The organism is Micromonospora sp. WMMD1120 (assembly GCF_029626235.1).
In the GTDB taxonomy this organism is placed as follows: Bacteria; Actinomycetota; Actinomycetes; order Mycobacteriales; family Micromonosporaceae; genus Micromonospora.
This window is the reverse complement of sequence record NZ_JARUBO010000005.1, coordinates 6,181,791-6,207,557: the sequence shown is the minus strand read 5'-3', so window position 1 is coordinate 6,207,557 and position 25,767 is coordinate 6,181,791. Positions and strand designations below refer to the sequence as shown.

At 71.4% G+C, this 25,767-nt stretch carries 27 protein-coding genes; 12 read left to right on the top strand and 15 right to left on the bottom strand.

Annotation, left to right across the window (positions count from 1 at the left end):
* Positions 1-6 precede the first annotated feature (6 nt).
* Positions 7-1,593, bottom strand: a complete 1,587-nt coding sequence (locus O7634_RS28565) for a helix-turn-helix transcriptional regulator (protein ID WP_278153227.1) — start codon at positions 1,591-1,593, stop codon at positions 7-9.
* 199 nt (positions 1,594-1,792) lie between these two features.
* Between O7634_RS28565 and O7634_RS28560 the strand changes: the two genes are divergently transcribed.
* Positions 1,793-2,047, top strand: a complete 255-nt coding sequence (locus O7634_RS28560) for a hypothetical protein (RefSeq protein WP_278153226.1) — start codon at positions 1,793-1,795, stop codon at positions 2,045-2,047.
* Positions 2,048-2,060: 13 nt separating this feature from the next.
* Positions 2,061-3,194, top strand: coding sequence for a cupin domain-containing protein (locus O7634_RS28555; RefSeq protein ID WP_278153225.1), 1,134 nt, complete (start codon positions 2,061-2,063; stop codon positions 3,192-3,194).
* A gap of 120 nt (positions 3,195-3,314) precedes the next feature.
* Here the strand turns inward: O7634_RS28555 and O7634_RS28550 are convergent, their stop codons facing one another.
* The 5 genes from O7634_RS28550 to O7634_RS28530 are packed head-to-tail and all read right to left on the bottom strand — an operon-like array spanning position 3,315 to position 8,454.
* A complete protein-coding gene (locus tag O7634_RS28550; RefSeq protein ID WP_278153224.1) occupies positions 3,315-3,992 on the bottom strand; it encodes an ATP-binding cassette domain-containing protein in 678 nt (225 codons plus the stop codon).
* Positions 3,989-4,993 (bottom strand): ABC transporter ATP-binding protein, encoded by a 1,005-nt coding sequence (locus tag O7634_RS28545; protein ID WP_278153223.1) that lies wholly within the window; start codon positions 4,991-4,993, stop codon positions 3,989-3,991. Before O7634_RS28545 ends, O7634_RS28550 begins: the two co-directional genes overlap by 4 nt.
* Entirely contained in the window at positions 4,990-5,874 is an 885-nt protein-coding gene (locus O7634_RS28540; RefSeq protein WP_278153222.1) for an ABC transporter permease, read from the bottom strand. The genes O7634_RS28545 and O7634_RS28540 overlap by 4 nt, the downstream gene beginning before the upstream one ends.
* A complete protein-coding gene (locus O7634_RS28535) occupies positions 5,867-6,886 on the bottom strand; it encodes an ABC transporter permease (RefSeq protein WP_278153221.1) in 1,020 nt (339 codons plus the stop codon). Before O7634_RS28535 ends, O7634_RS28540 begins: the two co-directional genes overlap by 8 nt.
* Positions 6,856-8,454 (bottom strand): ABC transporter substrate-binding protein, encoded by a 1,599-nt coding sequence (locus O7634_RS28530; RefSeq protein WP_278153220.1) that lies wholly within the window; start codon positions 8,452-8,454, stop codon positions 6,856-6,858. Before O7634_RS28530 ends, O7634_RS28535 begins: the two co-directional genes overlap by 31 nt.
* A 165-nt stretch (positions 8,455-8,619) precedes the next feature.
* Between O7634_RS28530 and lspA the strand changes: the two genes are divergently transcribed.
* Positions 8,620-9,120: a signal peptidase II gene (gene lspA, locus O7634_RS28525; protein WP_278153219.1), complete on the top strand. Its 501-nt coding sequence runs from the start codon at positions 8,620-8,622 to the stop codon at positions 9,118-9,120.
* Here lspA and O7634_RS28520 read toward each other — a convergent pair.
* The 4 genes from O7634_RS28520 to O7634_RS28505 are packed head-to-tail and all read right to left on the bottom strand — an operon-like array spanning position 9,109 to position 12,602.
* Positions 9,109-9,711, bottom strand: a complete 603-nt coding sequence (locus O7634_RS28520; RefSeq protein ID WP_278153218.1) for an LUD domain-containing protein — start codon at positions 9,709-9,711, stop codon at positions 9,109-9,111. The two genes, lspA and O7634_RS28520, sit on opposite strands and share 12 nt — an antisense overlap.
* Positions 9,708-11,153 (bottom strand): LutB/LldF family L-lactate oxidation iron-sulfur protein, encoded by a 1,446-nt coding sequence (locus tag O7634_RS28515; RefSeq protein ID WP_278153217.1) that lies wholly within the window; start codon positions 11,151-11,153, stop codon positions 9,708-9,710. Before O7634_RS28515 ends, O7634_RS28520 begins: the two co-directional genes overlap by 4 nt.
* Positions 11,153-11,860, bottom strand: a complete 708-nt coding sequence (locus tag O7634_RS28510) for a (Fe-S)-binding protein (protein ID WP_278153216.1) — start codon at positions 11,858-11,860, stop codon at positions 11,153-11,155. The genes O7634_RS28515 and O7634_RS28510 overlap by 1 nt, the downstream gene beginning before the upstream one ends.
* A 28-nt stretch (positions 11,861-11,888) precedes the next feature.
* Entirely contained in the window at positions 11,889-12,602 is a 714-nt protein-coding gene (locus O7634_RS28505; protein ID WP_278153215.1) for a GntR family transcriptional regulator, read from the bottom strand.
* Positions 12,603-12,709: 107 nt separating this feature from the next.
* Here O7634_RS28505 and O7634_RS28500 point away from each other — a divergent pair, with 107 nt between their 5' ends.
* Both O7634_RS28500 and O7634_RS28495 read left to right on the top strand, forming a co-directional pair.
* Entirely contained in the window at positions 12,710-13,549 is an 840-nt protein-coding gene (locus O7634_RS28500; RefSeq protein ID WP_278153214.1) for a fumarylacetoacetate hydrolase family protein, read from the top strand.
* Positions 13,550-13,579: 30 nt separating this feature from the next.
* Positions 13,580-14,353 carry an SDR family oxidoreductase gene (locus tag O7634_RS28495; RefSeq protein WP_278153213.1) on the top strand — a complete coding sequence of 258 codons (774 nt, stop codon included), beginning with the start codon at positions 13,580-13,582 and terminating at the stop codon, positions 14,351-14,353.
* A gap of 56 nt (positions 14,354-14,409) precedes the next feature.
* Here the strand turns inward: O7634_RS28495 and O7634_RS28490 are convergent, their stop codons facing one another.
* Genes O7634_RS28490 through O7634_RS28480 form a run of 3 tightly spaced genes read right to left on the bottom strand, consistent with a single transcriptional unit; the run spans position 14,410 to position 15,943 of the window.
* A complete protein-coding gene (locus O7634_RS28490; RefSeq protein WP_278153212.1) occupies positions 14,410-14,841 on the bottom strand; it encodes an arsenate reductase ArsC in 432 nt (143 codons plus the stop codon).
* Positions 14,838-15,575: an MIP/aquaporin family protein gene (locus tag O7634_RS28485; protein ID WP_278153211.1), complete on the bottom strand. Its 738-nt coding sequence runs from the start codon at positions 15,573-15,575 to the stop codon at positions 14,838-14,840. Before O7634_RS28485 ends, O7634_RS28490 begins: the two co-directional genes overlap by 4 nt.
* Entirely contained in the window at positions 15,572-15,943 is a 372-nt protein-coding gene (locus tag O7634_RS28480; RefSeq protein ID WP_278153210.1) for a metalloregulator ArsR/SmtB family transcription factor, read from the bottom strand. Before O7634_RS28480 ends, O7634_RS28485 begins: the two co-directional genes overlap by 4 nt.
* A gap of 97 nt (positions 15,944-16,040) precedes the next feature.
* On the opposite strand from O7634_RS28480, the gene O7634_RS28475 reads away from it, so the two are divergent.
* On the top strand, positions 16,041-16,493 hold the full coding sequence (locus tag O7634_RS28475) for an ArsI/CadI family heavy metal resistance metalloenzyme (protein WP_278153209.1): 453 nt from the start codon (positions 16,041-16,043) through the stop codon (positions 16,491-16,493).
* Between the two features lie 173 nt (positions 16,494-16,666).
* Positions 16,667-18,277 carry a hypothetical protein gene (locus O7634_RS28470; protein ID WP_278153208.1) on the top strand — a complete coding sequence of 537 codons (1,611 nt, stop codon included), beginning with the start codon at positions 16,667-16,669 and terminating at the stop codon, positions 18,275-18,277.
* A gap of 93 nt (positions 18,278-18,370) precedes the next feature.
* Here O7634_RS28470 and O7634_RS28465 read toward each other — a convergent pair whose 3' ends face one another.
* Together O7634_RS28465 and O7634_RS28460 are read right to left on the bottom strand one after the other, a co-directional pair.
* Positions 18,371-18,973 (bottom strand): hypothetical protein, encoded by a 603-nt coding sequence (locus O7634_RS28465; RefSeq protein ID WP_278153207.1) that lies wholly within the window; start codon positions 18,971-18,973, stop codon positions 18,371-18,373.
* A 322-nt stretch (positions 18,974-19,295) separates the two neighbouring features.
* Positions 19,296-20,057, bottom strand: coding sequence for an FCD domain-containing protein (locus O7634_RS28460; RefSeq protein WP_278153206.1), 762 nt, complete (start codon positions 20,055-20,057; stop codon positions 19,296-19,298).
* Positions 20,058-20,240: 183 nt separating this feature from the next.
* Between O7634_RS28460 and O7634_RS28455 the strand changes: the two genes are divergently transcribed.
* From O7634_RS28455 to manD, 5 genes are all read left to right on the top strand, one after another.
* Complete coding sequence (locus tag O7634_RS28455) at positions 20,241-21,479, top strand: sugar ABC transporter substrate-binding protein (RefSeq protein WP_278153205.1); 1,239 nt, start codon at positions 20,241-20,243, stop codon at positions 21,477-21,479.
* Between the two features lie 76 nt (positions 21,480-21,555).
* Positions 21,556-22,506 (top strand): sugar ABC transporter permease, encoded by a 951-nt coding sequence (locus O7634_RS28450; protein WP_278153204.1) that lies wholly within the window; start codon positions 21,556-21,558, stop codon positions 22,504-22,506.
* Positions 22,503-23,318, top strand: coding sequence for a carbohydrate ABC transporter permease (locus O7634_RS28445; protein WP_278153203.1), 816 nt, complete (start codon positions 22,503-22,505; stop codon positions 23,316-23,318). The genes O7634_RS28450 and O7634_RS28445 overlap by 4 nt, the downstream gene beginning before the upstream one ends.
* Positions 23,319-23,333: 15 nt before the next feature.
* Positions 23,334-24,473, top strand: a complete 1,140-nt coding sequence (gene dgoD / locus O7634_RS28440) for a galactonate dehydratase (RefSeq protein ID WP_347404319.1) — start codon at positions 23,334-23,336, stop codon at positions 24,471-24,473.
* Between the two features lie 37 nt (positions 24,474-24,510).
* Positions 24,511-25,740 (top strand): D-mannonate dehydratase ManD, encoded by a 1,230-nt coding sequence (manD, locus tag O7634_RS28435; RefSeq protein ID WP_278153201.1) that lies wholly within the window; start codon positions 24,511-24,513, stop codon positions 25,738-25,740.
* Positions 25,741-25,767 lie beyond the last annotated feature (27 nt).

The following is a 25,767-nucleotide window of genomic DNA, read 5'->3' as shown; positions in this document are numbered from 1 at the left end:
GGGCCATTATCGCCGGGTCCGGTCCCAGGCCCGGGCCAGCTCCATCCGGTTGTTGATGCCCAGCTTGTGGTATATGGAGCGGAGTTGGGTGTCCACCGTGTGGAACGAGACGAAGAGGGTGGCGGCCGCCTCCCTCTTCGTGGCGCCGCCGGCGAGCATCGCGGCGACCCGCTCCTCCGCCGGGGTGAGCGCCTCGATGCCGGTACGCGTCGGCGCGTCGACCACCGGCCGGTCGGGAGGGGCGGCGGTGAGTTCGGCGTAGCGTCGGTCGGCCGTCGCCTGGTCGCCGGGGGCGCCGATCCTCGCGTACAGGGCGGCCGCCTCGTGTGCGGCGTCGCGCGCCTCGGTGGACCGGGTCCCCGTGTCGCACGCCAGGTCGAGCAGCGCGTCGGCCAGAGCCGGCCACGCGGCGGTCGTGCGCAGCCCGTCGACCGCCGACCGGAGAGCGTCGGGGTCGCGGTCGCGCAGACCCCGGGCCTGGTCGGCCAGGGCGCGCCACAGCGGCACGGGAGTACGCGTGGCCACCTGCTGGAGCAGTTCGGTGATGCGGCCGGCCGCGCGGGCGTCACCGGCTGCCACCGCCGCGCGGACCAGCCGGGGGCCGAGGTACGGCACCGGCAGGAACGCCCGGACCGATCGGTGCAGGTCGCTGACGACCCTGGTGAGCAGGTGCGTCGGCGTGCTGAGGACCGGGTCGCGGACCGCGACGCAGAACGTGGTCGTCCAGATCGTACGGTCCGGCCACTTCTCCGTGGTCAGGCAGGGGCGGAGGATGGCGCGGGCGTCGTCGTGTTCGCCCCGGCGGTACCGCACCTCGCCGATCACCGCCACCAGCAGGGCGCGTACCTCGCGACTCAACTCCGCCGAATCCGAGCCGAGCATCGTGACCGCCAGCGCGGCCGCCTCGGGCAGCTCTCCGACCGCGATCATGCGCAGGCAGTCCAACGCTGTCGACAGGCCGTCGAGCGGGAGGTGCGGCGACGCCGTCTCGGCGGGCGCCTGCCGGATCGCGGTGGCGGCATCCTGGTACCGGCCCAGGCCGAGGTGCACGAGGACGCGTTCGGCGCGGATCGACGCGGCGTCCCGTCGGGCCACCCAGGCATCCGGGTCCAGGGCGGCCAGCACGGCGCGGGCGCCCGGCAGGTCCCCGTGCGACAGCGACCGGGCGGCCCGACCGAGGGCGAGGTGACGAGCCGACGAGTGGTCGCCCGACGCGGCGTGCGCGGTGCCGGCCTCGCGCAACAGGGCGTCGGTGTCCGGATGGCCGGTGCGGGCCGCGATCGTGGCGAGCAGGGCGAGCACCGTGCCACGGCTGGGTTCGTCCAGCCGCTGGCCCGCCGCGTGTCGCAGACCGGCGAGGGCGACTGCCGGCGGCTCCAGTGTCGCCACCTGCGCGAGGCGACCCAGCAGGTCGACCCGGTGGCGCTCGTCGCCGGAGCTGGCGGCGATCTCCGTCGCCAGGACGTGCAGCGCCTCCATGCCGCGCCCGGCGAGCCGGAGCTGTTCCGTCGCGGCGAACAGTCGCTGCCGCCGGTGCTCGGCATCGGTGTCGTGGACCGGGAGCGCCCCGGCGTCGAGGGGTGATTCGGACAATGGCGTTCTCCCCGGTGTTTACCCGGCGCGTCGACATGCCGTCCTGTGTCCGAGCCTAACCAGCTCGGCAGCTGGCGACGCCCGGATCGACGAACCGGGGCGACTGCGTCGAATGCCCCGCCAGGTCCCGATTCCGCTACGCGGTAATCGCGTGATCACGTGATGTGATGACCCCTGATCGGCAGCGACCATTTCCGGTATGGACCACTCAACCGCACTGCCCGGTCTGCTTCGGCTCCGGGTCGTCCTGCTGATGTTCGTCCTCGTCGCCGGCACCGGCGGCGACGCCCCGCTGTGGGCCCGACTGGTGCTGGTGGCGACCGCTGCGGCGGTCCCGGTGGCGATCGCGGTCCAGCACGGTCGCGCCGGGGTACGCGCGCTGCTGGGGCTGCCGTCACGCCTGGGGTCGCGCCCCGGGGCCGGCACAGTGCCCAACCCGATCCGATCCGAGTGAGGAGAGAGCGATCATGGCGAACAGCGATCCCCAGCCGCGCCGCGGCGACCAGGGGGCGCCGCCCCTCCCTGGTCGGAACGTCGAACTCGAGCGGCAGAACCCGGACCTTCTCGTGCCGCCGACGACCGACAGCCGGCTGGTGCCCAACCTCAAGTTCTCGTTCTCGCAGGCCCACACCCGGGTGGAGAAGGGCGGCTGGACCCGCGAGGTCACCAGCCGCGACCTGCCGATCGCCACCCAGATGGCCGGCGTTCAGTTCGGTCTGGAGCCGGGCGCGTACCGGGAGATCCACTGGCACCAGCAGTCGGAGTGGGCGTACATGCTGGCCGGCAGTTGCCGGATCAGCGCCGTCGACCAGGAAGGACGCAACTTCATCGAGGACGTCAAGCAGGGTGACCTGTGGTTCTTCCCGCAGGGGGTGCCGCACAACATCCAGGCCCTGGAGGACGGCGCACAGTTCCTGCTCGTCTTCGACGACGGCGCGTTCTCCGAGAACAACACGTTCCTGCTCAGTGACTTCTTCGCGCACACCCCGAAAGACGTCCTGGCGAAGAACTTCGGCTGGACGATGGAGCAGATGGAGAACCTGCCCGAGCGGGAGAAGTACATCTTCCAGGGCGACGTCCCCCCACCGCTGCAACAGGACCGGGTGGTCAGCCCGACCGGGGACGTCCCGCGCAGTTTCAAGCACCGGATGACCGCGCAGACCCCGCAACGCTTCCGTGGTGGCACGGTCCGGATCACCGACTCGACCAACTTCGCCGCGTCGACGACCACCGCGGCGGCCCTGGTCGAGGTCGAGCCCGGCGGGATGCGCGAGCTGCACTGGCATCCCACCACCGACGAGTGGCAGTACTACATCTCCGGCACCGGACGGATGGGCGTCTTCGCGTCCCAGGCCGCCGCTCGGACCTTCGACTTCCAGGCCGGCGACGTGGGCTACGTCCCGTTCGCGTACGGCCACTACATTCAGAACACCGGCGACGAGCCGCTGGTGTTCCTGGAGATGTTCCGGTATCCCCGGTTCGAGGACATCTCGGTGGTGCAGTGGCTGGCGAACACGCCGCACGAGATCATCTCAGACACGATCAACGTGCGGAAGTCGATTGTCGACGCGCTGCCGAACACCAAGCAGACGGTGCTCTGAGCCCACCGCGTGAGCCGCTGAACGAGGCCAACACCGACCCCGAGCCCGAGTCGAGCGGAGTCAGCTTAAGAGGAGGTGGCCCACCCGACGAGGCTCGCCATCGGGTTGCCGGGCCGAGGCTCAGGGCCGTGCGACAGCGGCACCGGCCAGGTCGACGATTCGGTCGGCCCAGCGGTCCAGCAGGGTCTGGTCGTGGCTGATCACGAGGACCCCGGCCCCCCGCGCGCGCTGGTAGTCGCGGATGACCGCGGCGACGTGCGCCTGGGTGGAGGCGTCGAGCATCGCGGTGGCCTCGTCGCACAGCAGGTAGTCGGGGCGGTGCGCGAGCGCCCGGGCGAGGCAGGCGCGTTGCAGTTGACCGTCGGAGACCGCGTGCGGACGACGATCGCGCAGGTCGGCGGTGAGGCCGACGAGGTCGGCGAGTTCGGCCACCCGCTCGCGGACGGTCGGCTCGGGCGTCCGGGTGGCGCGCAGCGGCTCGGCGATCAGGTCGGTGAGGCTCAACCGGGGGTCGGCGGCGGCGCGCGGGCTCTGCAAGAGGGCGGCGACACGGGTCCGTAGCGCCGCCGGCACGGCGTACCGGGCGCCGGTGACCGGGGTGCCGTCGATGCTGACCCGCCCGCGGTCGGGCCGGTGCAGCAGGGCCAGCACGCGGACCAGTGTGGACTTCCCGCAGCCGGACGGCCCGCGTAACCCGACCGTCTCGCCCCGACCGATGCGCACGGTGACGGTGTCGAGCACGAGCTGACGCCCGTACCCGACGCTCACCTCGTCGGCGCGCAGGTGCTTGTCGGTCACGGGGCGGCTCCGGCGTGGATCGGATGGTGGCAGGCCACGGTGCCGCCGTCGGCGACGGGCGTGGGCGACGGCCGGTCGGCGCAGCGGTCGGTACGACGGGGGCAGCGGGGCGCGAAGGCGCAGCCGGCGGGCAGCGCGGTGAGCATCGGTGGGTCGCCCGGCACCGGCCGGAAGGCCCGGTCGGGGAGGGCGTCGAGCAACGCAGACGCGTACGGGTGGGCCGGTGCGGTGTAGAGCGTGTCGGCCTCCCGGTGCTCCACGATCCGGCTGGCGTACATGACGGCGACGCTGTCGGCGACCCGCCGCGCGGCGGCCAGGTCGTGCGTGATGAGCACGACGGCCGCGCCGGCGTCGCACCGGCGACGCAGCAGGTCGAGGGTGTGGTCGACCAGCGGCCGGTCCAGTCCGGTGGTCGGCTCGTCGGCGATGAGTAGCGACGGGTCCGGCGCCAGCGCGAGCGCGGTGACCAGACGCTGCGCCATCCCGCCGGACAGCTCGTGCGGGTAGCGGTCCAGGTCGGCCGGGTCGAGCCCGACGTCGACGGCGAGCCGGTCGGCCTCCGCGCGGTCCCGGCCGTGCGCCCGCAGCGTCTCGGCGAGCAGCCGCCGACCGGTACGGACCGGGTTGAGCGCGGTGGCCGGGCTCTGCGGCACCAGCCCGACCCGCTGACCGCGTACCGTCCGCGCCAGCTCCCGTTGACCGCAGGTGATCAGGTCGACCGGCTCGGTGCCCGGGTGGTGCAGCACCGCGTGCCCGGTGATCGTGGCGTTGCGCGGCAACAGGCCGAGCAGGGCGTGGGCCAGGACGGACTTGCCGCAGCCGGACTCGCCGACGACGGCCACCAGTTCGCCGGCCCGTACGGTGAGGCTGAGGTCGCCGACGGCGCGTACCGTTGCGTCCCGGAGCCGGAACTGGACGCCGAGGTCGTCCACGGCGAGCAGCGGTCGGGTGCCGCCGACGCGGGCCGGCGTGGCGGTGGCGGCACGGTCGGTGGTGGTCACAGGTGCAGCTCCGCTCGGACCCGGGGATCGAGACGGTCGCGCCAGCGGGCGGCGAGGACCGCGATGGCGAGGGTGACGACGACGATGACCGCGCCCGGCGCCAGGCTGGCCCACCAGGCGCCGGTGAGCAGCGAACCCTGACCGTCATTGATCATGTTGCCCAATGAGGCGAGGTGCGGTGGCAGACCGAGACCGAGGAAGGACAGGGCGGTCTCGTGCCACACCGCGTGCGGGATCATCAGGGTGGTGGCCAGCGCCAGCCGGGGCAGAACGTGGGGCAGCAGGTGGCGGGTGAGCACCCGCAGCCGCCCGGCGCCGCCGCTGATGGCCGCGTCCACGAACGGCCGGGTGCGCAGGCTGAGCAGTTCGGACCGGACGATGCGGGCGGTGGAGAGCCAGTGGGTGAGCCCGACGGAGGCGATCACCGCGCCGAGGCTGGGCCGCAGCATGGCGACGATGAAGATGCCCAGCAGCAGGTGCGGCATCGCGGCGATGGTGTCCACGACCCGCATCAGCATCCTGTCCACCCGGCCGCCGAGCGTGCCGGCTATCCCGCCGACCACCCCGCCGAGGACTGTGGCGACGAGCGCGGCGACAACGCCGACGAGCAGCGAGACCCGCAGCCCGTAGACGGCCCGGTGGGCGACGTCCCGGCCCAGGTCGTCGGTGCCGGCGAGGTGCGTCCAGGATGGTGCCAGCCGGGTCCGCTCCAGCGCCACCGCGCTCTGGTCGAGCGGCCAGACGAGCGGCGCGAGCAGCGCGCCGACGACGGCGACCAGCAGGACGAGCCCGGCGGTGACGGCCCCCGCCTGGCCGGGCCGCAGCCGTGCTCGGAGCCGGGTGGTCCGCGGCAGCGGCGCTCGGGCCGCGAGGTCAGTCATCGAGTCGTACCCTCGGGTCGGCGGCGGCGTAGGCGAGGTCGGTCACCAGGTTCGCGGCAAGCACCACCGCCGTGGTGACCAGCGTGATCGCCGCCAGCAGTGGGAAGTCGCCGCCCAGCGCGGCGGCGACGGTGACCGCGCCGAGGCCCGGTAGCGAGAAGACCGTCTCGACCAGCACCGCCCCGCCGACCAGCTCGGGCAGGTGGGTGCCGACCAGGGTGAGGAACGGCAGCAGCGCGGTGCGCAGCGCGTGCCCGAACAGCACGGTGCGTCCCGGCAGGCCACGGGCCCGCGCCGCCAGCACGTGGTCGTCGCGCAGGCTGTCCGCGACCGCGTCCCGCACGAACAGCACGAACCACGGCGCCTGGGACACGGCCAGCACCGCGACCGGCAGGACCAGGTGATGGGCCACATCGGACCAGGAGGTGCTGGTCGCCGTGACGTCGGTCAGCCCACCGGCCGGCAGCCAGCCCAGCGCCAACGCGAACACGGCGATCGCGGCCAGACCCAGCCAGAAGACCGGCATCGACTCGACGGTGTAGGCGGCTGTGCGCAGGGCGCGGTCGAAGAGACCGCCCCTGCGGTACGCGGCCAGCGCGCCCAGCAGCAGGCTCGCGACCAGCACCAGGGCCAGGGTCACCCCGATCAGCAGCAGGGTCCAGCCGGCTCGGGCGGCGAGCACCGAGGCGACCGGCTCGTGGCGGGTGGTCGACCAGCCCAGGTCGCCCTGGAGCAGGTTGCCGATCCAGCGCAGGTACTGCACCGGCAGCGGGTCGTCGAGGCCCCAGTTGGCGCGGATCTGCGCCAGGTTCTCCTCGCTGGCGGTGAAGGCCGCCGCGCCCGCGTACTGCTTGGCGGGATCGACCGGCGACGCCGCGCCGAGGGCGAACATCCCGACGCTGGTCGCGGCGAGCACCGGTACGGCCACCAGCAACCGGCGTCGCACCACCGCTCCCGCCCCGGCCAGTCGGCGGGGGCGGGTCACGAGCGCGTCCAGGTGTCGATGTTCCACCAGAGGCTGTTCGCCACCCCGTGCTCGTGCGCCTCCACCCGGGGGGTGACGCCCCGCACCGTGGACTTCAGCACGTAGGTGTGCCGCAGATAGGTGAGGAACAGCCACGGCACGTCGGCGGCGAGCTGCTTCTGGAACCGCCCGTACGCGGCCTTGCGGCGGGTCGGGTCGACCTGGTCGCGCCCCTCCTGGAGGGCCCGGTCGGTCACCTCCGAGCGGTACGAACCGGGGTTGAAGTAGCCCTGTCCGGCGAACCGGGAGCCGAAGAGCTTGTACGAGACGAAGTCCGGGTCGTACGGCGTGCCGTAGCCCATCAGCAGGGCGTCGGACTTCATCCGCGGGTCGATGGCGTCCCAGGTCAGCCCGGCCGGGGTCACCTCGATGCCGATCTTCTTCGCGTCGGCGGTCACGGCGAGGGCCAGGTCCTTGCGCAGCGTGTCGCTCGCCGGGTACATCAGCGTGAACCGGGCCGGCCGGCCGTCCTTGACGCGTACCCCGCCCGCGCCGGGCGTCCAACCGGCGGCGGCGAGCAGCACCGCCGCCGCGCCCGGGTCGGCGGTCGGCTTCCCGACCACCGACGGCTCGGCGAACTCGGAGGTCGGCGGGATCGGTCCGAACGCCGGCTCACCGGCGCCGCCGAGGATGCCGGTCACCATCGCGGCCCGGTCGACGGCCAGGTGCAGCGCCCGCCGGACCGCCGGATCGGCGAGGATCGGGTTGCCCATCGGCAGCATCACGCCGCGGTAGTCGGCGGTCGGCACCGGCTGCACCCGGTACGCGGTGTCGGCGTCGAAACCGGAGGCGAGCTTCGGCGGCAGTTCGGCGGCGTCGAACTCGCCGGCACGCATCCGCTGGGCGCGCACGTTGTCGTCGGCGACGAACGCCACCACCACCCGGTCGTTCGCCGGCCGACCGCCGAAGTAGCTGTCGTTGGCGGTGAGCACCAACCGCTCGCCGGGGGTCCACGACTCCACCCGGTACGGTCCGGTGCCGACGGGCTTGCGGTTGAACGCTGTGGTGTTGATGTCCTGCCCGTCGAGCAGCTTCGCCGGCACGATGCCGAGGGTGAGTCGCTGCAGGAACGGCGCGTACGGGTAGCGCAGGCGGAAGACGACTGTGGACGCGTCGGGGGCGGTCACCGACTCCACCATGTCCAGGTCGGAGCGGAGCGTCGAGTCGACAGCCGGGTCCAGCACCGACCGGTAGGTGAAGACGACGTCCTGCGCGCTCAGTGTGCTGCCGTCGTGGAACCGCACGTCGGTGCGGAGCCTCGCGGTCACCGTGCGCCCGTCCGCCGATTGCGTCGGCAGCGCCTCGGCCAGACCGGGGACGAGCTGGTTGTCGCCGTCCCGGCTGACCAGCCCGTCGAAGATCAGCGAAGCCCCGTCGACGCCGTAGTTGAGGACGGGGTTCAGCGCGTCCGGTTCGTCGGAGGTGGCCACGACGAGGGTCGCGCGGCCGGCCGAGCTGTCCGGGTTGGTCGGGGCCGAGCAGCCGACGAGGACGAGCATCCCCGTCGCCGCCGTCGACGCGACGAGGCGTCGGAGGGTCGGTCGCAACCGGATCACAGCGGGCTCCTGCGGTGTGGGGGAGTGGACCATGGGTGGATGCGGACGCGGCACCCGCTGCCGCTCCCGTGGATGATCACGGTGGCACAGTTGCCATCTATTGGCAATTGCCAGTTGTCTGCATCATGGTCGACACGGTCGCGGCCGACCGGCTACTGTTCCGGGATGTTCCGCGCCGCCCTGTTGATCGCCGCCGTGGTGCTCGCCACCGACCAGGCCACGAAGTACTGGGCCGAGTCCGCGCTCTCCGACGGGCAGGTCATCTCCCTCATCGGTGACGTGCTGCGACTGCGGCTGGTCTACAACCCCGGCGCGGCCTTCTCGATCGGCTCGGCGTACACCTGGATCTTCGCGGTCTTCGCGGCGGCGGCCGTGGTCGCGGTGACGGTGGTGGCCCGCCGGGTCACGTCGCGGGCCTGGGCGGTGGCGTTGGGCCTGGTGCTCGGCGGCGCGGCGACGCACCTGCTGGACCGCCTCTTCCGCGAGCCGGGGTTCGCGCGCGGGCACGTGGTGGACTTCATCGACTACGCCGGCTTCTTCGTCGGCAACGTGGCGGACATCGCGCTGGTGCTCGGCGTGGGGGTGGTCATGCTGCTCAACCTGCGCGGCGTCCCGCTGCGGGCGAGGGCGGGCGAGCCCCGCGAGCAGGTGCCGTCAGACTCCTGAGTCGACCAGCACGACCTCCAGCCGGCGCGGCCCGTGCACGCCCTCGACCCGGTCCAGCTCGATGTCGCTCGTCGCGGACGGCCCGGAGATCCAGGTCAGCGGCGCGCGTGGGTCGAGCCGGGTCAGCGCCTCCGGCAGTAGACCGACCACCTGGTCGGTGCGGACCACACACAGGTGCCGGTCCGGCACCAGGCTGAGCGCACGTCGACCCTGGGTCGGGCCGGCGTCGAGCACGATGGTGCCGGTGTCGGCGATCGCCACCGCGCAGCCGGTCAGGACGGCGTCCATGCCGTCGAGGTCGGCCGGGGACAGCGGGGGCGCGTCGCGATGAACCTGCCCGGCGTAGCCGCTCAGCCACCCGGCGGGGACGTCGGTGGGGACGGCGAGCCGGTAGACGTCGGCCAACAGCCCGGGTAGGGCGTCGAGGCCGTGATGGACGACCGCCCGGTAGTCCGTCAGGCGGTCGACCAGGACCTCGACCAGGTCGGGCCGGTCGTCGACGCGACGGTAACGCCGCTGCGCCGGCACCGCCGGTGGACTGTCGGCCAGGGCCGCGCGGAGCCGGGCCAGGATCTCGTCGCGTGCGGTCACTGCTTCCCCCACCAGTCGCGGAAGGTCTGCGGCGCGGGCAGCGGGAGGTCCCGCGACCGGGTCCAGGCCGAGGCCGGCCAGGGCAACCGGCGCAGCGTACGTCTGCCGGTGCGCCGCTGGCGGTACGCCCCGAGCGGGCCCGCGCCGAGCCGGGTCAGGCGCAGGGCGGCCGCCCAGCGTCGAGGACTGCGCATGACCCAGGACAGCGCGCGCATGGTGGCCCGTTCGACGGGCGGGTGCGGCGCCTCCTGGCGGAGGTGGACCAGGATCTCCGGAATGTTGATCTTCACTGGGCAGACGTCGTAGCAGGCGCCGCAGAGCGTCGACGCGTACGGCAGCGAGGCGTTGTCGGCCACGCCGGTGAGCTGCGGGGACAGGATCGCCCCGATCGGCCCCGGGTACACCGAGCCGTACGCGTGCCCGCCGGCGCGCTCGTACACCGGGCAGACGTTGAGGCAGGCGGAGCAGCGGATGCAGGACAGCGCCGGCCGTCCGACCGGGTCGGCGAGCACCGCGGACCGGCCGTTGTCGACGAGCACCACGTGCACCGACTGCGGGCCGTCGCCCGCTGTGACGCCGGTCCACATCGAGGTGTACGGGTTCATCCGCTCCCCGGTCGAGGACCGGGGCAGCAGTTGCAGGAAGACCTCCAGGTCACCGAAGGTGGGCAGCAGCTTCTCCACGCCGACGACACTGATCAGCGTCTGCGGGAGGGTCAGGCACATCCGCCCGTTGCCCTCGGACTCGACGACCACCAGGGTGCCGGTGTCGGCGATGGCGAAGTTGGCGCCGGAGACGGCGACCCGGGCCGAGAGGAACCGCCGCCGCAGGTGGGCGCGGGCCGCCTCGGCCAGGGCGGCCGGCTCGTCGGTCAGGTCGGCCGGCGCGTCCGCCATCCGCCGCTGGAAGACGTCCCGGATCTGCGCCCGGTTGTAGTGGATCGCCGGCACCAGGATGTGCGAGGGGGTGTCCTCGCCGAGCTGCACGATCAGCTCGGCCAGGTCGGTCTCGTACGCGGCGATCCCGGCCGCCTCCAGCGCCTCGTTGAGCTCGATCTCCTGGGTCGCCATCGACTTGACCTTCACGACCTCGTCCGCCCCGGCGGCCCGGGTCAGGTCGACGACGATTCGGCACGCCTCGGCCGCGTCGCGCGCCCAGTGCACAGTGGCGCCGGCGGCGGTGACGGAGGCCTCGAACTGCTCCAGCAACTCCGGCAGCCGGCGCTGCACGTCCGCCTTGATCGCGGCGCCGGCGTCGCGCAGCGCCTCCCAGTCGGGCACCTCGTCGACGACCCGGGCGCGCTTGTCGCGGATGGTCCTGGTGGCCCGGTGCAGGTTCGCGCGTAGCTGGGTGTCGGCGACCGCCGGCCGGGCCGCGGTCGGAAAGGGCAGCGGCGTACGGATGCGCCCGCTCCCGGTGGTGGGGGTGACCGGACGGTTCATCAGCGGGCTCCCGTCTCGGCGAGGATCTCGGCGTAGTGCACGGCCCGCACGCCCGACCGGTGGCGGTCCAGGCCGCCGCCGATGTGCGCCAGGCAGGAGTTGTCGGCGGCGGCGAGCACCCGGGCGCCGGTCTCGCGCACCCGGGCGCACTTGTCGCTGAGCATCGCGGTGGAGACGGCGGTGTTCTTCAGCGCGAACGTGCCGCCGAAGCCGCAGCACTCGGTGGCGTCGCCCAGCTCGACCAGCTCGATCCCGCGCACCTGGCGCAGCAGACTCAGCGGCCGGTCGCCGAGGCGCAGCATCCGCAGACCGTGGCAGGTGGGGTGGTAGGTGACCGTCTCCCGGAACTCCGCGCCGACGTCGGTGACCCCGAGGACGTCGACGAGCAGTTCGGACAGCTCGTACGTGCGGGCGGCCACCGACGCGGCCGGCGCGTGCAGGCGGGGGTACTGCTCGCGGATCATCGCGGTGCACGACCCGGAGGGCGCGACGATCGCGTCGAAGCCGTCGAAGACGTCGACGTAGCCGCGGACCATCGGCAGCGCCTCGGCCCGGTAGCCGGTGTTGGCGTGCATCTGCCCACAGCAGGTCTGGGCGGTGGGGAAGTCGACGGTGTGGCCGAGCCGGCGCAGGATGCGGGTGACGGCGATGCCGGTCGCCGGGTAGGCGAGGTCGTTGACGCAGGTGATGAAGAGGGCGATGCGCACGGCGGCTCCTCGGACGGGTCGGGGCGGGTCACGCCGAGTCGCGGGGCGGGTCGCCGGGCCGGTCGAACGCGGGCAGATGGCGCTCCCGGGCGGCGCTGAGGTGGGCGTGCATCGCCTCGGTGGCGGTCGCCGCGTCACCGGCGACGATGGCGGCGGCGACGCGCTGGTGCTCGGTGTGGGTGTCCGACGCGCCGGACACCGGGAAGTACAGCCGGTGCAGGTGCAGGTGTGCGTGCAGCCGGGTGATGCTGTCGCGCAGCAGCGGACTGCCGGCGGCGTCGGCGATCAGGTCGTGGAACCGCGCGTCCAGCGCGGTGAACGCGGCGTGCCGGCGGTAGCCGTCGCCGGCTTCCACGTCGATGCTGGCCGCCGCCTCGGCGCTGATGCGCTGCCGGGCCTCGGCGGACGCGTGCGTCGCGGCCCGTGCGGCGGTCTCGCCCTCCAGCAGGTGACGCACCTCGAACAGGTCGTCGAACTCGGCGCGGGTGAGCAACGGCGTGGTGCTGTAACCGGAGAGCGGGCGCTTGCGGACCAGGCCGTCGGCCTCCAGCCGGGCGAGGGCTTCGCGGACCGGGGTGGGGGAGACGTCCAGCTCGCGGGCGAGGGCGTCGATGTTGACCCGTTCGCCGGGCGGCAGGATGTGGTCCATCACGAGGGTCTTTATCGACTCGTAGACATCCTCGGCGAGGGTGAGGCGACGGGCGGGGCGGAGTCGACCCTCGCGGCCGTCCTGCTGGGCCATGTCGTCTCCTCGGCAACCCCTTGACTGTGTCGGTGTGACCGAGTACACACTAGCAAGGCAACATCCTATAGGAAATAGGCGGATTCGCCAGCGCTGGAGGTTGGTTCGTGAAGTTCATGCGCGTCGGGCCCGTGGGGCGGGAACGCCCCGTGCTGTACGTCGACGGGCGGCACGTCGACCTCTCGTCGCTGACCGCCGACATCGACGGCGACTTCCTCGCCGGCGACGGGTTCCAGCGGGTGCGGGAGGCCACCGACCTGCCGGAGGTCGACGTCACCGGCCAGCGGGTCGGCGCGCCGATCGCCCGACCCGGGGCGGTGCTCTGCGTCGGGCAGAACTACGCCGCGCACGCCGCCGAGTCGGGCGCCGAACCGCCCACCACGCCGATCATCTTCTACAAGGCGCCCAACACCGTCGTCGGCCCGTACGACGAGGTGCTGATCCCGCGCGGGTCCACCAGGACCGACTGGGAGGTCGAGCTGGCGGTGGTGATCGGCCGGCGGGCCCGCTACCTCGAATCGCCGGCCGACGCGCTCGCGCACATCGCCGGTTACGTGCTGTCCAACGACGTCTCCGAGCGCGACTTCCAGCTCGCCGTGTCCGGCGGCCAGTGGTCGAAGGGCAAGTCCTGCGAGACGTTCCAACCGCTCGGCCCGTGGCTGGTCACCCCGGACGAGGTCGACGACCCGCAGGCGCTGGGGCTGCGGTCCTGGGTCAACGGCGAGCCCCGGCAGGACTCGCGCACCAGCGACATGGTCTTCGACGTGGCGTACCTGGTCTGGCACCTGTCCCAGTTCACCGTCCTGGACCCGGGCGACGTCGTCAACACCGGCACCCCGCAGGGGGTGGCGCTCTCCGGCCGCTTCCCGTACCTGCGTGTCGGTGACGTGATGGAGGTCGAGATCGACGGGCTCGGCCGGCAGCGCACCGTGCTCGGCAACGCCTGATGGCCGTGCGCGCCGGGAGAGGAGACGGGGATGCGGTGTGACGGCCTGGTGGCGGTGGTGACCGGCGGGGCCTCGGGGATAGGCAACGCCTGCGTGCGGGCGTTCCTGGCCGCCGGTGCCCGGGTCGGGGTGTTGGACCTGGACGTCTCCGGTCTGCCCGGGGACCCTCGGCTGCTCGCGGTCGCTGCCGACGTGGCCGACCGGTCCTCGGTCGACGCGGCCGTCACCTCGGTGGCGGAGACGTTCGGTGGCGTCGACATCCTGGTGAACAACGCCGCCATCTCGTCGGTCGGCACCGTGCAGGAGAACGACGACGAGCAGTGGACCCGGGCGCTCGACGTCAACGTCACCGGCGTGGCCCGGACGAGCGCCGTCGCCCTGCCGTACCTGCGCCGGTCGTCGTCCGCCGCGATCGTCAACATCTCCTCGATCGCGGCGACCGTCGGCCTGCCCAAACGCGCGCTCTACTCGGCCACCAAGGGCGCCGTGCACGCGCTCACCCTCGCCATGGCCGCCGACCTGGTGACCGAGGGCGTACGGGTCAACTGCGTCGCCCCGGGCACAGTGGACACTCCCTGGGTCGCCCGCCTGCTCGCCGGAGCGGCCGACCCGGTGGCGGAGAAGCGGCAGTTGGCCGCCCGGCAGCCGACCGGTCGACTGGTCACCGCCGACGAGGTGGCCGCCGCCGTCCTCTACCTCGCGTCGCCGGCCACGGCGTCGGTGACCGGCACGTCGCTGGCCGTCGACGGCGGCATGTCCGGTCTGCGGCTGCCCGCCCCCGCCGCCGACCGGCGGCCTTCATGATCAGATGGTGGACAGTAGCTCCCACGGACCGACCTGAACTACTCCCCGTCATGTGATCACGCGTCCGGGGCGGCACCGGCGGGCCGTCGCCCGCCCAGATCGACCAGGAGCGTCTCGACCCGGGCCCGGATGTCGTCGCGGACGCGCCGGACGACGTCGAGGGGTTGCCCGGCCGGATCGGTGAGGGCCCAGTCCTCGTAGCGCTTGCCGGGGAACACGGGGCAGGTGTCGCCGCAGCCCATGGTGACGATGACGTCGCTCGCCTCGGCGGCGTCCCAGCTGAGGCGTACCGGAGTCTGGTCGGTGATGTCGATGCCGACCTCCCGCATGGCGGCGACGGCGGCGGGGTTGAGGCGGTCGGCGGGTTCGCTGCCCGCGGAGCGCACCTCGACGGTGTCGCCCGCCAGGTGCCGCAGCCAGCCGGCGGCCATCTGGGAGCGGCCGGCGTTGTGGACACAGACGAACAGGACGGAGGGCTTGGCGCTCATCGCGTATCGGATTCCTGTGGGAGTCGGGGCAGGACGACGGCGTCGGCGGCGCGCTCGGCGCCGGGATACCAGGCGGCGAGCGCGGAGACGGCCACCAGCCCGCCGACGAGCTGGGCGATCACGAAGCCGGGTAGGGACGCGGGGGCGATGCCGGCGAAGGTGTCGGTGACGGTCCGGCCGATGGTGACCGCGGGGTTGGCGAACGAGGTGGACGAGGTGAACCAGTAGGCCGCGCCGATGTAGGCGCCCACCGCGGCCGGCGCGGTCGACGTGCGTCCGCTGCGGGCGAGGGCGAAGACCAGGACGACCAGACCGGCGGTGGCGACGGCCTCGGCCAGCCACAGGTGCGCTCCGGTGCGGTCGGTCCGCGACCAGGTGGCCGCCGGCAGGTCGTACATGAGATTCGCCAGCACGGCCCCGGCGACCGCGCCGGTCGCCTGTGCGGTGCTGTAGGCGGCGAGGTCCCTGCCGGGCAGGCCCGTGCCGCCGCGCCGGCCGAGCCACCAGTCGACGGCGGACACGACGGGGTTGAGGTGGGCGCCGGAGACCGGTCCGAACACGAGGATCAGCGCGCCCAGCGCGAACGCGGTGGCGATCGCGTTCTCCAGGAGTTGGAGCCCGACGTCACCGGGTGACAGGCGGGCCGCCGCGATGCCGGAGCCGACCACGGCGGTGACCAGCAGCGCCGTGCCGACGAACTCGGCCGAGGCGCGTCGGGCGAGGCCGAGCCTCACGCGCCGGCCGGCCGGGACGTGGCGGACAGGTCGAGCAGCGCGCCGAGCTGGCGGAACGCCTCGGGTTGGACCCTGTACCACACCCAGGTGCCCCGGCGCTCGGAGTCGACGAGGCCGGCCTCGCGCAGCACCTTGAGGTGGTGCGAGATGGTCGGCCCGGAGAGGTCGAACGCCGGGGTGAGGTCGCAGACGCACATCTCCGGCACCGAGGCGATCATCGACATCAGCCGCAGCCGGACCGGGTCGCCGAGGGCCTTGAACATCGGCGCGACAACCGCCGCCTGCGCGGCGTCCATCGGGCGGACCGACAGTGGGGGGCAGCAGGCCGCCGCCCGGACGTCCACCACCGGCAGCTCTTGTTTTGACATTTTTCTACCTTGACAGATGTCAAAACAAGCTGCAACAGTGGTGGCTGATTCGAAATCCATCTAGACAGTGATTGATCATCCCAGCCGGAGGTGCCCCATGTCCCGTGTGCAGCTCGCCCTGCGCGTGTCCGACCTCGAAGGCTCCGTGGCCTTCTACTCGAATCTGTTCGGCGTCGAGCCGGCCAAGCGTCGTCAGGGCTACGCCAACTTCGCGGTGGAGAACCCGCCGCTCAAGCTCGTCCTCATCGAGGGCGACGCCGGTCAGCCCACCGTCATGGACCACCTGGGCGTGGAGGTCTTCTCCACCGCCGAGGTCGACGCCGCCACCCGGCGTCTCGCCGAGTCCGGCCTCGTCACCATGGAGGAGAACGACACCGAGTGCTGCTACGCCCTTCAGGACAAGGTCTGGGTGCGTGGGCCGGGCGACGAGCCCTGGGAGGTCTACACGGTCAAGGCCGACGCCGACACCCTCACCAGGGTCGGTGTCGAGCAGTGTCGCTGCGGCGAACCGGACGCGGGCGAGGGCGGGTCCGGACCGCGCTGCTGCTGAACGATTCCCCGCGACGAAGATCCCGCACCGAATGTAGGACTTCTTCGCATAAGCACCGGTAATGCGAGTGTCGCTCGACTACGTTCCCTCTGGGGGCGACAACCGATTTGTCGCTTTCTGCACTGATTGTGGCGTGCAGAGACACGGGGCGCGGAGAAGAGCGAGGTAGCTCGATGTCCAACCATCGACACCCGAACGTGGATGACGTGGCGGCGGACCCACCACGCCCGCCGAAGCGGCGGCCGGCCCGCTGGCTCGTCGCCGGAGTGGCGGGGCTGACCGGGCTGGCTGGCCTGGCCGCCGTCGGCGGGCCGGCGGCGCTGGGCGACGGTGGCCTGCTGACCGCCGGAGAGCGGGTCCTGACCGGGGGCAACCGCCTGGACGGCGGCGACGCCGGCCGGCGCGCGGACGACAAGGAGCGCTCCGACGACAAGGAGCGCTCCGACGAGAAGGGGCGCTCCGACCAGAAGGAGCGCTCCGGCGGCCGGGACGGCAAGGATCAGGACCGGGGCGACCGGTGGGACGGCGGGCACGCCGCGCGGGAGGTGCCCTGCAACTCCGACGAGTTGATCGCCGCCATCGTCCGTGCGAACGCCGACGACGGCGCGACGCTCAGACTGGCCGAGAAGTGCACCTACACGCTCACCCGGTCGGCGCCGCCGCCGCCCGTACCCCACGGTCCCGTCGGCCTGCCGATCATCACCGGGCGGGTCGCCATCGACGGCAACGGCGCCACCATCGTCCGCGCCGCCACCGCCACACCGTTCCGCATCCTCGAGGTCGGCGCGGGCGGCGACCTGAAGCTGCGCGACGTCACCGTCAGGGGCGGCCAGGACACCAGTGGGCTCGGTGGCGGTGGTGGTGGCATCCGGGTCGACGTCGGCGGCCGGGCCACCATCGAGGACACCAGGGTGGTCGACAACCAGACCAACGGCCCCGGCGGGGGGATCGCCAACTTCGGCGACACCAGCATCGTCGGCCGCGGCGAGCACGACGCGGGCAAGGGCCGCGACGGCAAGGACCGGGACAAGCGAGAGTACGGCGAGAGCAGGGTCAGCGACAACAGCTCGGTCTTCGACGGTGGGGGCATCCACAACAACGGCAACCTCAGCGTCAAGAACACCACCATCAGCGACAACATCACGAGCGGTACGGTCATCGTCGTGCCGCTCGGCGCGGGTGGCGGGCTGTCGAACTCCAGCGTCGCCACGCTCGACAACGTCCGCGTCCACCACAACAACGCGGCCTTCCGCGGCGGCGGTATCCGCAGCGGCATCAACGCCACCACCACGGCGAAGAACATCACTGTCACCGAGAACACGACCCGCAGTGAGGGTGGTGGAATCTTCAACGACGGCATCTTCCACCTGACGCACAGCACGATCAGCCGCAACGACGCCGGCCAGCGCGGCGGCGGGATCTACAACCAGATCGGTCAGGTCGTGGCCGAGGAGAGCGAGATCAGCCAGAACGCCGCCAGCACGGGAAGTTCGATAGAGAACGGTGGGGGCGTCTACAACACCAGCGGCGTGGTGGTGCTGCGCAAGGTGCACGTCGACCGGAACAAGGCCGTCGGCACCAACTCGCGCGCCGGCGGCATCTACAACAACGCCACGCTCACCCTCACCGAGTCCAAGGTCACCCGGAACACCTCGGCCCTGGCGCCGGGTGGAGTCTTCAACGACGGCGGTCAGGTCACCGTGGACGAGAAGTCGGTGATCAGCGAGAACCGGCCCACCAACTGCACACCCAGCGCACCTCCGGTGCCGAACTGCTTCGGCTGACCATCCGGACCGTCGGACGAATCAGGAAGAACGTCCGGCCCCTCCACGAGTCGATCATCAGATCGGACCGCGGAGGGGCCGGACGCGTGGCGCTCAGCTGCCGGTCGGCCACACCGCTTCCAGGCCGTGGTCGGTGGCATAGAGCAGGTATGGCCGCAGCTCGGGGGCATGTTCCAGGTCGCGACGCAGCACCCATAGACGAGCGGACCTCACCGCCAGGAACGGTTGGACGGCGAGCAGGCCCCGGAGATCCACGAACCGCCAGTCCACACCCAGCAGTTTCCTCGCCCGCGCCAGTAGCTGAACGGCATCGACGGGCACCCCGTCCACGTAGACGTCGGCCATTGTCGGCATGTCCCACTGCGGTTCGGAGGGCGGGGCGAAACCGGAACTCCGCCACACCTCGAACGCCGGGGCGACAACGACGAGGTCGGCTTCGCCGAGACCGCCCAGGTCGGCGCAGAACACGGTGCCCCCGCCACCGTCGCACCGGAGGAAGTAACCCCGATCGCCTTCTTGACCGACCATGAGGTAGCCCGGGAGCCACTCACCGATCCCGTAGGTCGTGTGGCGCTCCAACAGGGATTCCCGGCTGAACATGCCCACCCAATCGGCGACGACGTCGTCGGTGGTCGACGCCAACCACCGTTGGTAGGCGGCATCCGTCCGGGAAACAAGCTGCTCGACCATCTCCACCGCGCCTCCTTGATCACCGTGATGTCGATCCCCTATGTCACCTGCCGGCGGGTGAGACACGCGGTTGATCGATGATCACACGCACGACGATGCCGCTGCCGATCGGTGTACCGTCCGGTATGGCAGCCTGCCGCGATGGTCGGCAGAAGCGTACGTCACCGAGGAGCGCCGCTGATGCCTCGCCGGCCCATACCCGCTGACCGTCGATCGGTGATCGTATTCGTGCGCGTCGGGTGATCCACTCGGTTTTCAGGAAGTCGGGGCCTCGGGAGCCGTCTGAGAGCCCGACTTCCTGAAAGCCGAGTCGATCAAGTCGAGTCGATCACGCGCTGTCGGGGGCGCCGGTCTGCGCCCAGAGCGACTTCATCTCGCCGAACGCCTGCTCCATGAGCCGCACCATCGCCTGTCGGGCGCCCTCGCCGTCGCGCCGCTGGATCGCCTGCGCGACGTCCGCGTGCATCTGGAGGGCCTGCTCGTGCGGGTGGTGCGGCATGAGGTGGTGCTTGTGCCGACCGGTGAGCACCTCGGCGACCAGCTCCTGAAGCTGGACGAACATCTCGTTGCCGGAGGCCACCAGGACGCGCCTGTGGAACTCGATGTCGAGGTGCAGGAAGCGCTCGTCGTCACCGGCCTTGCCGGCGGCCCACATCTTCGCCGCCAGTCCGACGAGGTCGCTCGCCTCGTCGTGGCCGATCCGCTCGGCGGCCAGGAGCGCGGCGTGCGGCTCGACGGCGGTGCGGAGTTCGGTGATCGAGCGTAGCTGGGCCATCCGGCCGGACGATGCCAGCCGCCAGCGGATCACCTGCGGGTCGAAGACGTTCCACGCCGTCGCCGGCCGAATCATCACCCCCACCCGACGGCGTGCCTCGATGAAGCCCATCGAGGACAGGACCCGCAGCACCTCGCGGATGACCGAGCGGGACACCGCGTACCTCTCGACGAGGTCGTCGATGTTGAGAACCGACCCGGGCGGCAGCTCGCCGCCGCAGATGGCGGTGCCGAGGTTGTCGAGGACGCGGGCGTGCAGCCCGGCCTCGGCGGGGGCGGGCCGGGCGGCTGCAACCTCTGGTGAGGACGGTTCCACCAAAAGATCGTATCAATCAGATCGAGCCCTTGAAATACTCAGGTTTATCGGCCTAGCATCCCGATGTTAAGCGGATGTAACACGGAGGTAGTGGCTCCTGCGGGGGCGGCGACCACGACCGAAGGAGAGACACGCGTGCGACGTCGATCGATAATCGGCACTTCTCTGGCTGTGGTCACCGCCATGAGCCTCACCGCGTGCGGTGGCGACGACGGCGGCGAAGGCTCGACCACCCTTCGCGTGACGCTGGTGAACCACGTCTGGACGGAGAACATCAAGAAGGCCCTGCCGGACTTCGAGAAGCAGTCCGGCCTCAAGATCGAGGTCACCCAGCTCGGCGAGGACCAGCTCTCCGACCAGTACAACGTCAAGCTCAACGCCGGGGCCAGCGACCTCGACGTGATGATGTACCGGCCCCTGCAGGAGGGGAAGCAGTTCGGCAAGAACAAGTATCTCGCCGACCTCACCGAGAAGACCAGGTCGGACAGCGCCTTCGAGTTCGGCGACTTCCAGGCCGGGCCGGTGCAGGCCACGACCTACGACGACAAGGTCGTGGGCGTGCCCATCATCACCGAGCAGGAGGTCCTCTACTACCGCAAGGACCTGCTGACGAAGTCCGGCTTCACCGCGCCGCCCAAGACCCTCGACGAGCTGAAGGCGCAGGCCGCCAAGGTCGAGGCCGACAACCCCGGCGTCGCCGGCTTCGTCGCGCGCACCGGCAAGGCCGCCGCCGTCACCCAGTTCTCCAGCTTCCTCTTCAGCTTCGGTGGAGACTTCGTCGACGCCAACGGCAAGGCCACCGTCAACACCGACCAGGCCAAGCAGGCGTACGCCTACTACGGCGGACTGCTGCGCGACCACGGGCCGGACAACATCAGCACCGACATGAGCTGGTCCGAGGCGATGGCCATCTTCACGCAGGGCAAGGCCGCCTTCTACACCGAGGCGAACTCGCTCTACAAGAACGCCACCGACCCGACCAAGTCCAAGGTGGTCGACACCGTCGGCTTCGCGGCCTTTCCGGCCGGCCCGGCCGGCTCCAAGCCGTACAACATCCCCTCCTGGGCGCTCGGCGTTAACGAGAGCTCGGAGAACAAGGACAACGCCTGGAAGTTCATCCAGTGGGCGGCCGGCAAGGACCAGGCGCTGGCCCAGCAGACCGCCGGCGTTCCCGGTGCCCGCTCCTCGGTCTGGGCGAACCCGGCGGCCACCGCCTCGTACCCGAAGGACCTCGTCGAGGCCAACACGGTGAGCACCGCCAACGGCGTCGGGCACGACCGGCCCCTGGTGGTCAAGGTCGCGCAGGCACGGGAGATCGTCGGCCAGCCGATCGTCGACGCGATCACCGGTAAGGACGCCGCCGCCTCGGCGGACGCCGCGAACGCGGCGTTCCAGAAGTTCCTCGACGACGAGGCGAAGTAACCACAACCGTCGGGTGGCGGGGTCTACCGGCTCCGCCACCCGCTCGGGATCTGGCCCCCGACCCCGGAGATCTCCCATGTCAGCCGTCACCACCCCCCGCACCGACGTGACCGAGGCACCCGCGGCACTCCAGGAGGACTCGGCCTGGTCGCGGTGGGCCAACGCGCACCGCAAGTGGCTCTTCGCGGCACCCGCCATGGCGTTCGTCGCCGTGCTGATCGTCTTCCCGGTGGCGTGGACCGGGTATCTGAGCCTGACCGACGCCGAGGGTTCGGTGCGCGCCGAGTCCGAGTTCATCGGCTTCCAGAACTACGTCGACGTGCTCACCGACACCGACCGGTTCTGGCCGGCGGTCTGGCGTACCGTCCTCTTCACCGGCGTGGTGCTGTCGGTCGAGGTCGTCCTGGGCATGGCGATCGCCCTGCTGCTGTGGCGGCCCTTCCGCGGTGAGAGGTGGGTCCGCGTCGCGATCCTCCTCCCGCTGGTGGCGACCCCGGTCGCGGTCGGCATGATGTGGCGGCTGATCTTCGACCCCAACATCGGGATGGCCAACCAGATCCTCGGCTGGGTGGGGATCGGCCCGCAGCCCTGGCTCGCCGGCCAGCACTCCGCCCTGCCGACGACGATGTTCATCGACGTCTGGCAGTGGACCCCGATGGTCGTGCTCATCCTGCTCGCCGGGCTCACCTCGCTCTCCGACGAGCCGCAGGAGGCGGCCCGGATCGACGGCGCGAGCACCTGGCAGCGGTTCCGGCACGTCACCCTGCCGTTGCTGATGCCCACGGTGATCGTCGCCGTCCTGCTGCGCGGCATCGACGCGCTCAAGACGTTCGACATCCTCTACGCCACCAAGGGCCGCGGCGGCGGGTCCTTCCACGAGGTCGAGACCCTCAACGTGTACGCCTACGGCCTGAGCTTCGACTACAACGACTACGGCGTCTCGTCGACGGTGCTCATCATCTTCTTCCTGATCATCATCGGGGTGATGTGGGCCCTGACCTACCGCAAGAAGGGGCTGGGCCGATGACGCCGAGCAAGCCGTACCGGGTGTTCCGCACGTCGGCGCTGGTCCTCGTGGTGTTCACGCTGATGGCGCCGCTGCTCTGGATGATCACCGCGTCGTTCAAGACCAACGTGGACATCTACGACACCGCCAAGGCGTTCTCCTTCTCGCCCAGCCTGAAGAACTACGAGACAGTCCTCCAGCAGGCCAACTATCTCCAGTTCATCGGCAACAGCCTCTGGGTGGCGTTCGCCGCGACGGTGCTCTCCCTGCTGCTCGGGGTGCCCGCCGCGTACTCGATGAGCCGTTTCACCATGAAGAGGTCCGCGCTCGTCGTGCTCATGGCCCGGGTGATCCCGGGCGTCTCGCTGCTGGTGCCCTGGTACTACGTCTTCTCGAACCTGAAGCTGGTCGGCGGGTTCTCCGTGCTGATCCTGAGCCACATGTTCGTGTCGCTGCCCTTGATCGTCTATATCATGATGGGCTACTTCGACGGGCTGCCGACCGAGCTGGAGGAGGCGGCGCTCGTCGACGGTCTGACCCACATCGGCGCGTTCCGGCGGATCGCCCTGCCGCTGTCGGTGCCCGGCGTCGCGACCGCCGGCATCCTCTCGTTCATCTTCTCCTGGAACAACTTCATGTTCGCCCTGGTGCTGTCCGATTCCGACACGAAGACGCTGCCCGTCGCGATCTTCGACTTCGTCGGGTACGCCAGCATCGACTGGGGCGGCCTGATGGCAGCGGCGACGGTGGTCACCCTGCCGATCATGCTGATCGCCCTGTTCGTGCAGAAGTACGTCGTCTCCGGCCTCACCGCCGGCGCCACCAAGGGCTGACCCGCCGTGCCGACGATCGCGAGGGTGGAGACGTTCCTGGTCGCGCCGCGGTGGCTCTTCGTCCGGGTGGAGACCGACTCCGGCATCGTCGGCTGGGGCGAGGCCACCTGCGAGGGCCGGTCCGAGACGGTACGCACGGCCGTGCACCAGCTCAGCGAGGCGCTCGTGGGCCGTGACGCGCTGCGCATCGAGGACCACTGGCAGGTGCTGACGAAAGGTTCCTTCTACCGGGGCGGCCCCATCCTGGCCAGCGCGGTGTCCGGTCTGGACCAGGCGCTGTGGGACATCGCCGGCAAGCACTACGGCGCCCCCGTACACCAGTTGCTCGGCGGGCCGGTCCGCGACCGGATCCGGGTGTACGGCTGGGTCGGTGGCGACGATCCCGCCGAGATCCGCGACCAGATCAGCGCGCGGGTCGAGGCGGGCCTGACCGCCGTGAAGATGAACGCCTCCGGGCGGATGGGTGCGCTCGCGTCGGTCGCCGCACTCGACGCGGTGGTGCGGCGGGTGGCTGTCGCCCGCGAGGTCCTCGGCGACGACCGGGACGTCGCCGTGGACTTCCACGGGCGGTTCACCGTCGCCAACGTCCGCAGGGTCGCCCCGCTGCTGGAGCCGTACCGGCCGTTCTTCCTCGAAGAGCCTGTGGTGCCGGAGAACTCGCACCTGATCGGCGACGTGGTGCGCTGCACGACGACGCCGGTGTCGACGGGGGAGCGGCTCTACAGCAGGCAGGAGTTCCTGCCGGTGTTGCAGGCCGGCATCGCCGTGGCCCAACCGGACCTCGCGCACGCCGGTGGCATCACCGAGGTCCGCAAGATCGCCACCCTGGCCGAGGTGTACGACGTGCAACTCGCCCCGCACTGCCCGCTCGGGCCGATCGCCCTCGCCGCCTGCCTCCAGGTCGGTTTCGCCACGCCCAACTTCCTGATCCAGGAACAGAGCATCGGCATCCACTACAACCAGGGCGCCGAGGTGCTCGACTACTGCCTCGACCGGACCCCGCTGACCTTCGTCGACGGGTACGTGCGGCGGCTCACCGCGCCCGGTCTCGGTATCGAGATCGACGAACACGCGGTGCGGACCGCCGACAAGCGCGGCCACGCCTGGCGCAGCCCGACCTGGCGGCACCCCGACGGCTCCTACGCGGAGTGGTGAGACACCCCCAGCCCGGCACCAACGGAAAGGCACCCCCGTGAAGATCGTCGCAGCGGACGTCATCGTGTGCAGCCCCGACCGGAACTTCGTCACCCTCAAGATCACCACAGACGACGGGCTCACCGGCCTGGGCGACGCCACGCTCAACGGTCGCGAGCTGTCCGTCGCCTCGTACCTGCGCGACCATGTCGCCCCCCTGCTGATGGGGCGCGACGCGCACCGGATCGAGGACACCTGGCAGTTCCTGTACCGCTCGGCGTACTGGCGGCGCGGTCCGGTCACCATGGCGGCCATCGCCGCGGTGGACGTCGCGCTCTGGGACATCAAGGCCAAGGCCGCCGGCATGCCGCTCTACCAACTGCTGGGCGGCGCGTCGCGCACCGGCATCGTGGCGTACGGGCACGCGTCCGGGCGGGACATCCCGGAGCTGTTCGACTCCATCCGCCGGCACCTCGACGAGGGCTTCCGGTCGATCCGGGTGCAGACCTCGGTGCCGGGCATCAACGCCGTCTACGGCGTCGCCGCGCAGCCCAGCGCCACCGGCCAGCGCTACGACTACGAACCGGCGCAGCGCACCCCGCTGCCCGCCGAGGAGGACTGGGACACCCGGGCGTACCTGCGCCACCTGCCCACCGTGTTCGAGGCGGTCCGCGCCGAGTTCGGCCCGGAGCTGCCGCTGCTGCACGACGGCCACCACCGGATGACCCCGATCCAGGCCGCCAAGCTCGGCAAGGCCCTCGAACCGTACGACCTGTTCTGGCTGGAGGACTGCACCCCGGCCGAGAACCAGGAGGCGCTGCGGCTGGTCCGTCAGCACACCACCACCCCGCTGGCCATCGGCGAGGTCTTCAACACGGTCTGGGACTACCAGACCCTGATCCGGGAGCAGTTGATCGACTACGTGCGGTCGGCGGTCACCCACACCGGCGGCATCACCGCCATGCGCAAGCTGCTGGACTTCGCCGCCCAGTACCAGATCAAGTCGGGCATCCACGGACCCACCGACATCTCCCCGGTGGGCATGGCCGCGGCGCTGCACCTGGACCTGGCCATCCACAACTTCGGCATCCAGGAGTACATGAAGCACACCCCGCTGGCCAACGAGGTGTTCCGGCAGTCGTTCACCTTCACCGACGGCTACCTGCACCCGGGCGAGCAGCCGGGGCTCGGGGTGGAGCTCGACGAGGCGGCGGCGGCCCGCTTCCCGTACGAGCCTGCCTACCTGCCGTTCAACAGGCTCAAGGACGGCACCGTCCACGACTGGTGAACCGGTGGCGAATTCGCCGGGGTGGCA

Coding starts and splice junctions, on each gene's coding strand:
- O7634_RS28555 (WP_278153225.1), top strand. CDS start 2,061: ATGGCGAACAGCGATCCCCAGCCGCGCCGCGGCGACCAGGGGGCGCCG.
- O7634_RS28540 (WP_278153222.1), bottom strand. CDS start 5,874: ATGACTGACCTCGCGGCCCGAGCGCCGCTGCCGCGGACCACCCGGCTC.
- O7634_RS28560 (WP_278153226.1), top strand. CDS start 1,793: ATGGACCACTCAACCGCACTGCCCGGTCTGCTTCGGCTCCGGGTCGTC.
- O7634_RS28490 (WP_278153212.1), bottom strand. CDS start 14,841: ATGAGCGCCAAGCCCTCCGTCCTGTTCGTCTGTGTCCACAACGCCGGC.
- O7634_RS28445 (WP_278153203.1), top strand. CDS start 22,503: ATGACGCCGAGCAAGCCGTACCGGGTGTTCCGCACGTCGGCGCTGGTC.
- O7634_RS28505 (WP_278153215.1), bottom strand. CDS start 12,602: ATGGCCCAGCAGGACGGCCGCGAGGGTCGACTCCGCCCCGCCCGTCGC.
- O7634_RS28450 (WP_278153204.1), top strand. CDS start 21,556: ATGTCAGCCGTCACCACCCCCCGCACCGACGTGACCGAGGCACCCGCG.
- lspA (WP_278153219.1), top strand. CDS start 8,620: ATGTTCCGCGCCGCCCTGTTGATCGCCGCCGTGGTGCTCGCCACCGAC.
- O7634_RS28515 (WP_278153217.1), bottom strand. CDS start 11,153: ATGAACCGTCCGGTCACCCCCACCACCGGGAGCGGGCGCATCCGTACG.
- O7634_RS28480 (WP_278153210.1), bottom strand. CDS start 15,943: ATGTCAAAACAAGAGCTGCCGGTGGTGGACGTCCGGGCGGCGGCCTGC.
- O7634_RS28475 (WP_278153209.1), top strand. CDS start 16,041: ATGTCCCGTGTGCAGCTCGCCCTGCGCGTGTCCGACCTCGAAGGCTCC.
- O7634_RS28470 (WP_278153208.1), top strand. CDS start 16,667: ATGTCCAACCATCGACACCCGAACGTGGATGACGTGGCGGCGGACCCA.
- O7634_RS28455 (WP_278153205.1), top strand. CDS start 20,241: ATGAGCCTCACCGCGTGCGGTGGCGACGACGGCGGCGAAGGCTCGACC.
- O7634_RS28495 (WP_278153213.1), top strand. CDS start 13,580: ATGCGGTGTGACGGCCTGGTGGCGGTGGTGACCGGCGGGGCCTCGGGG.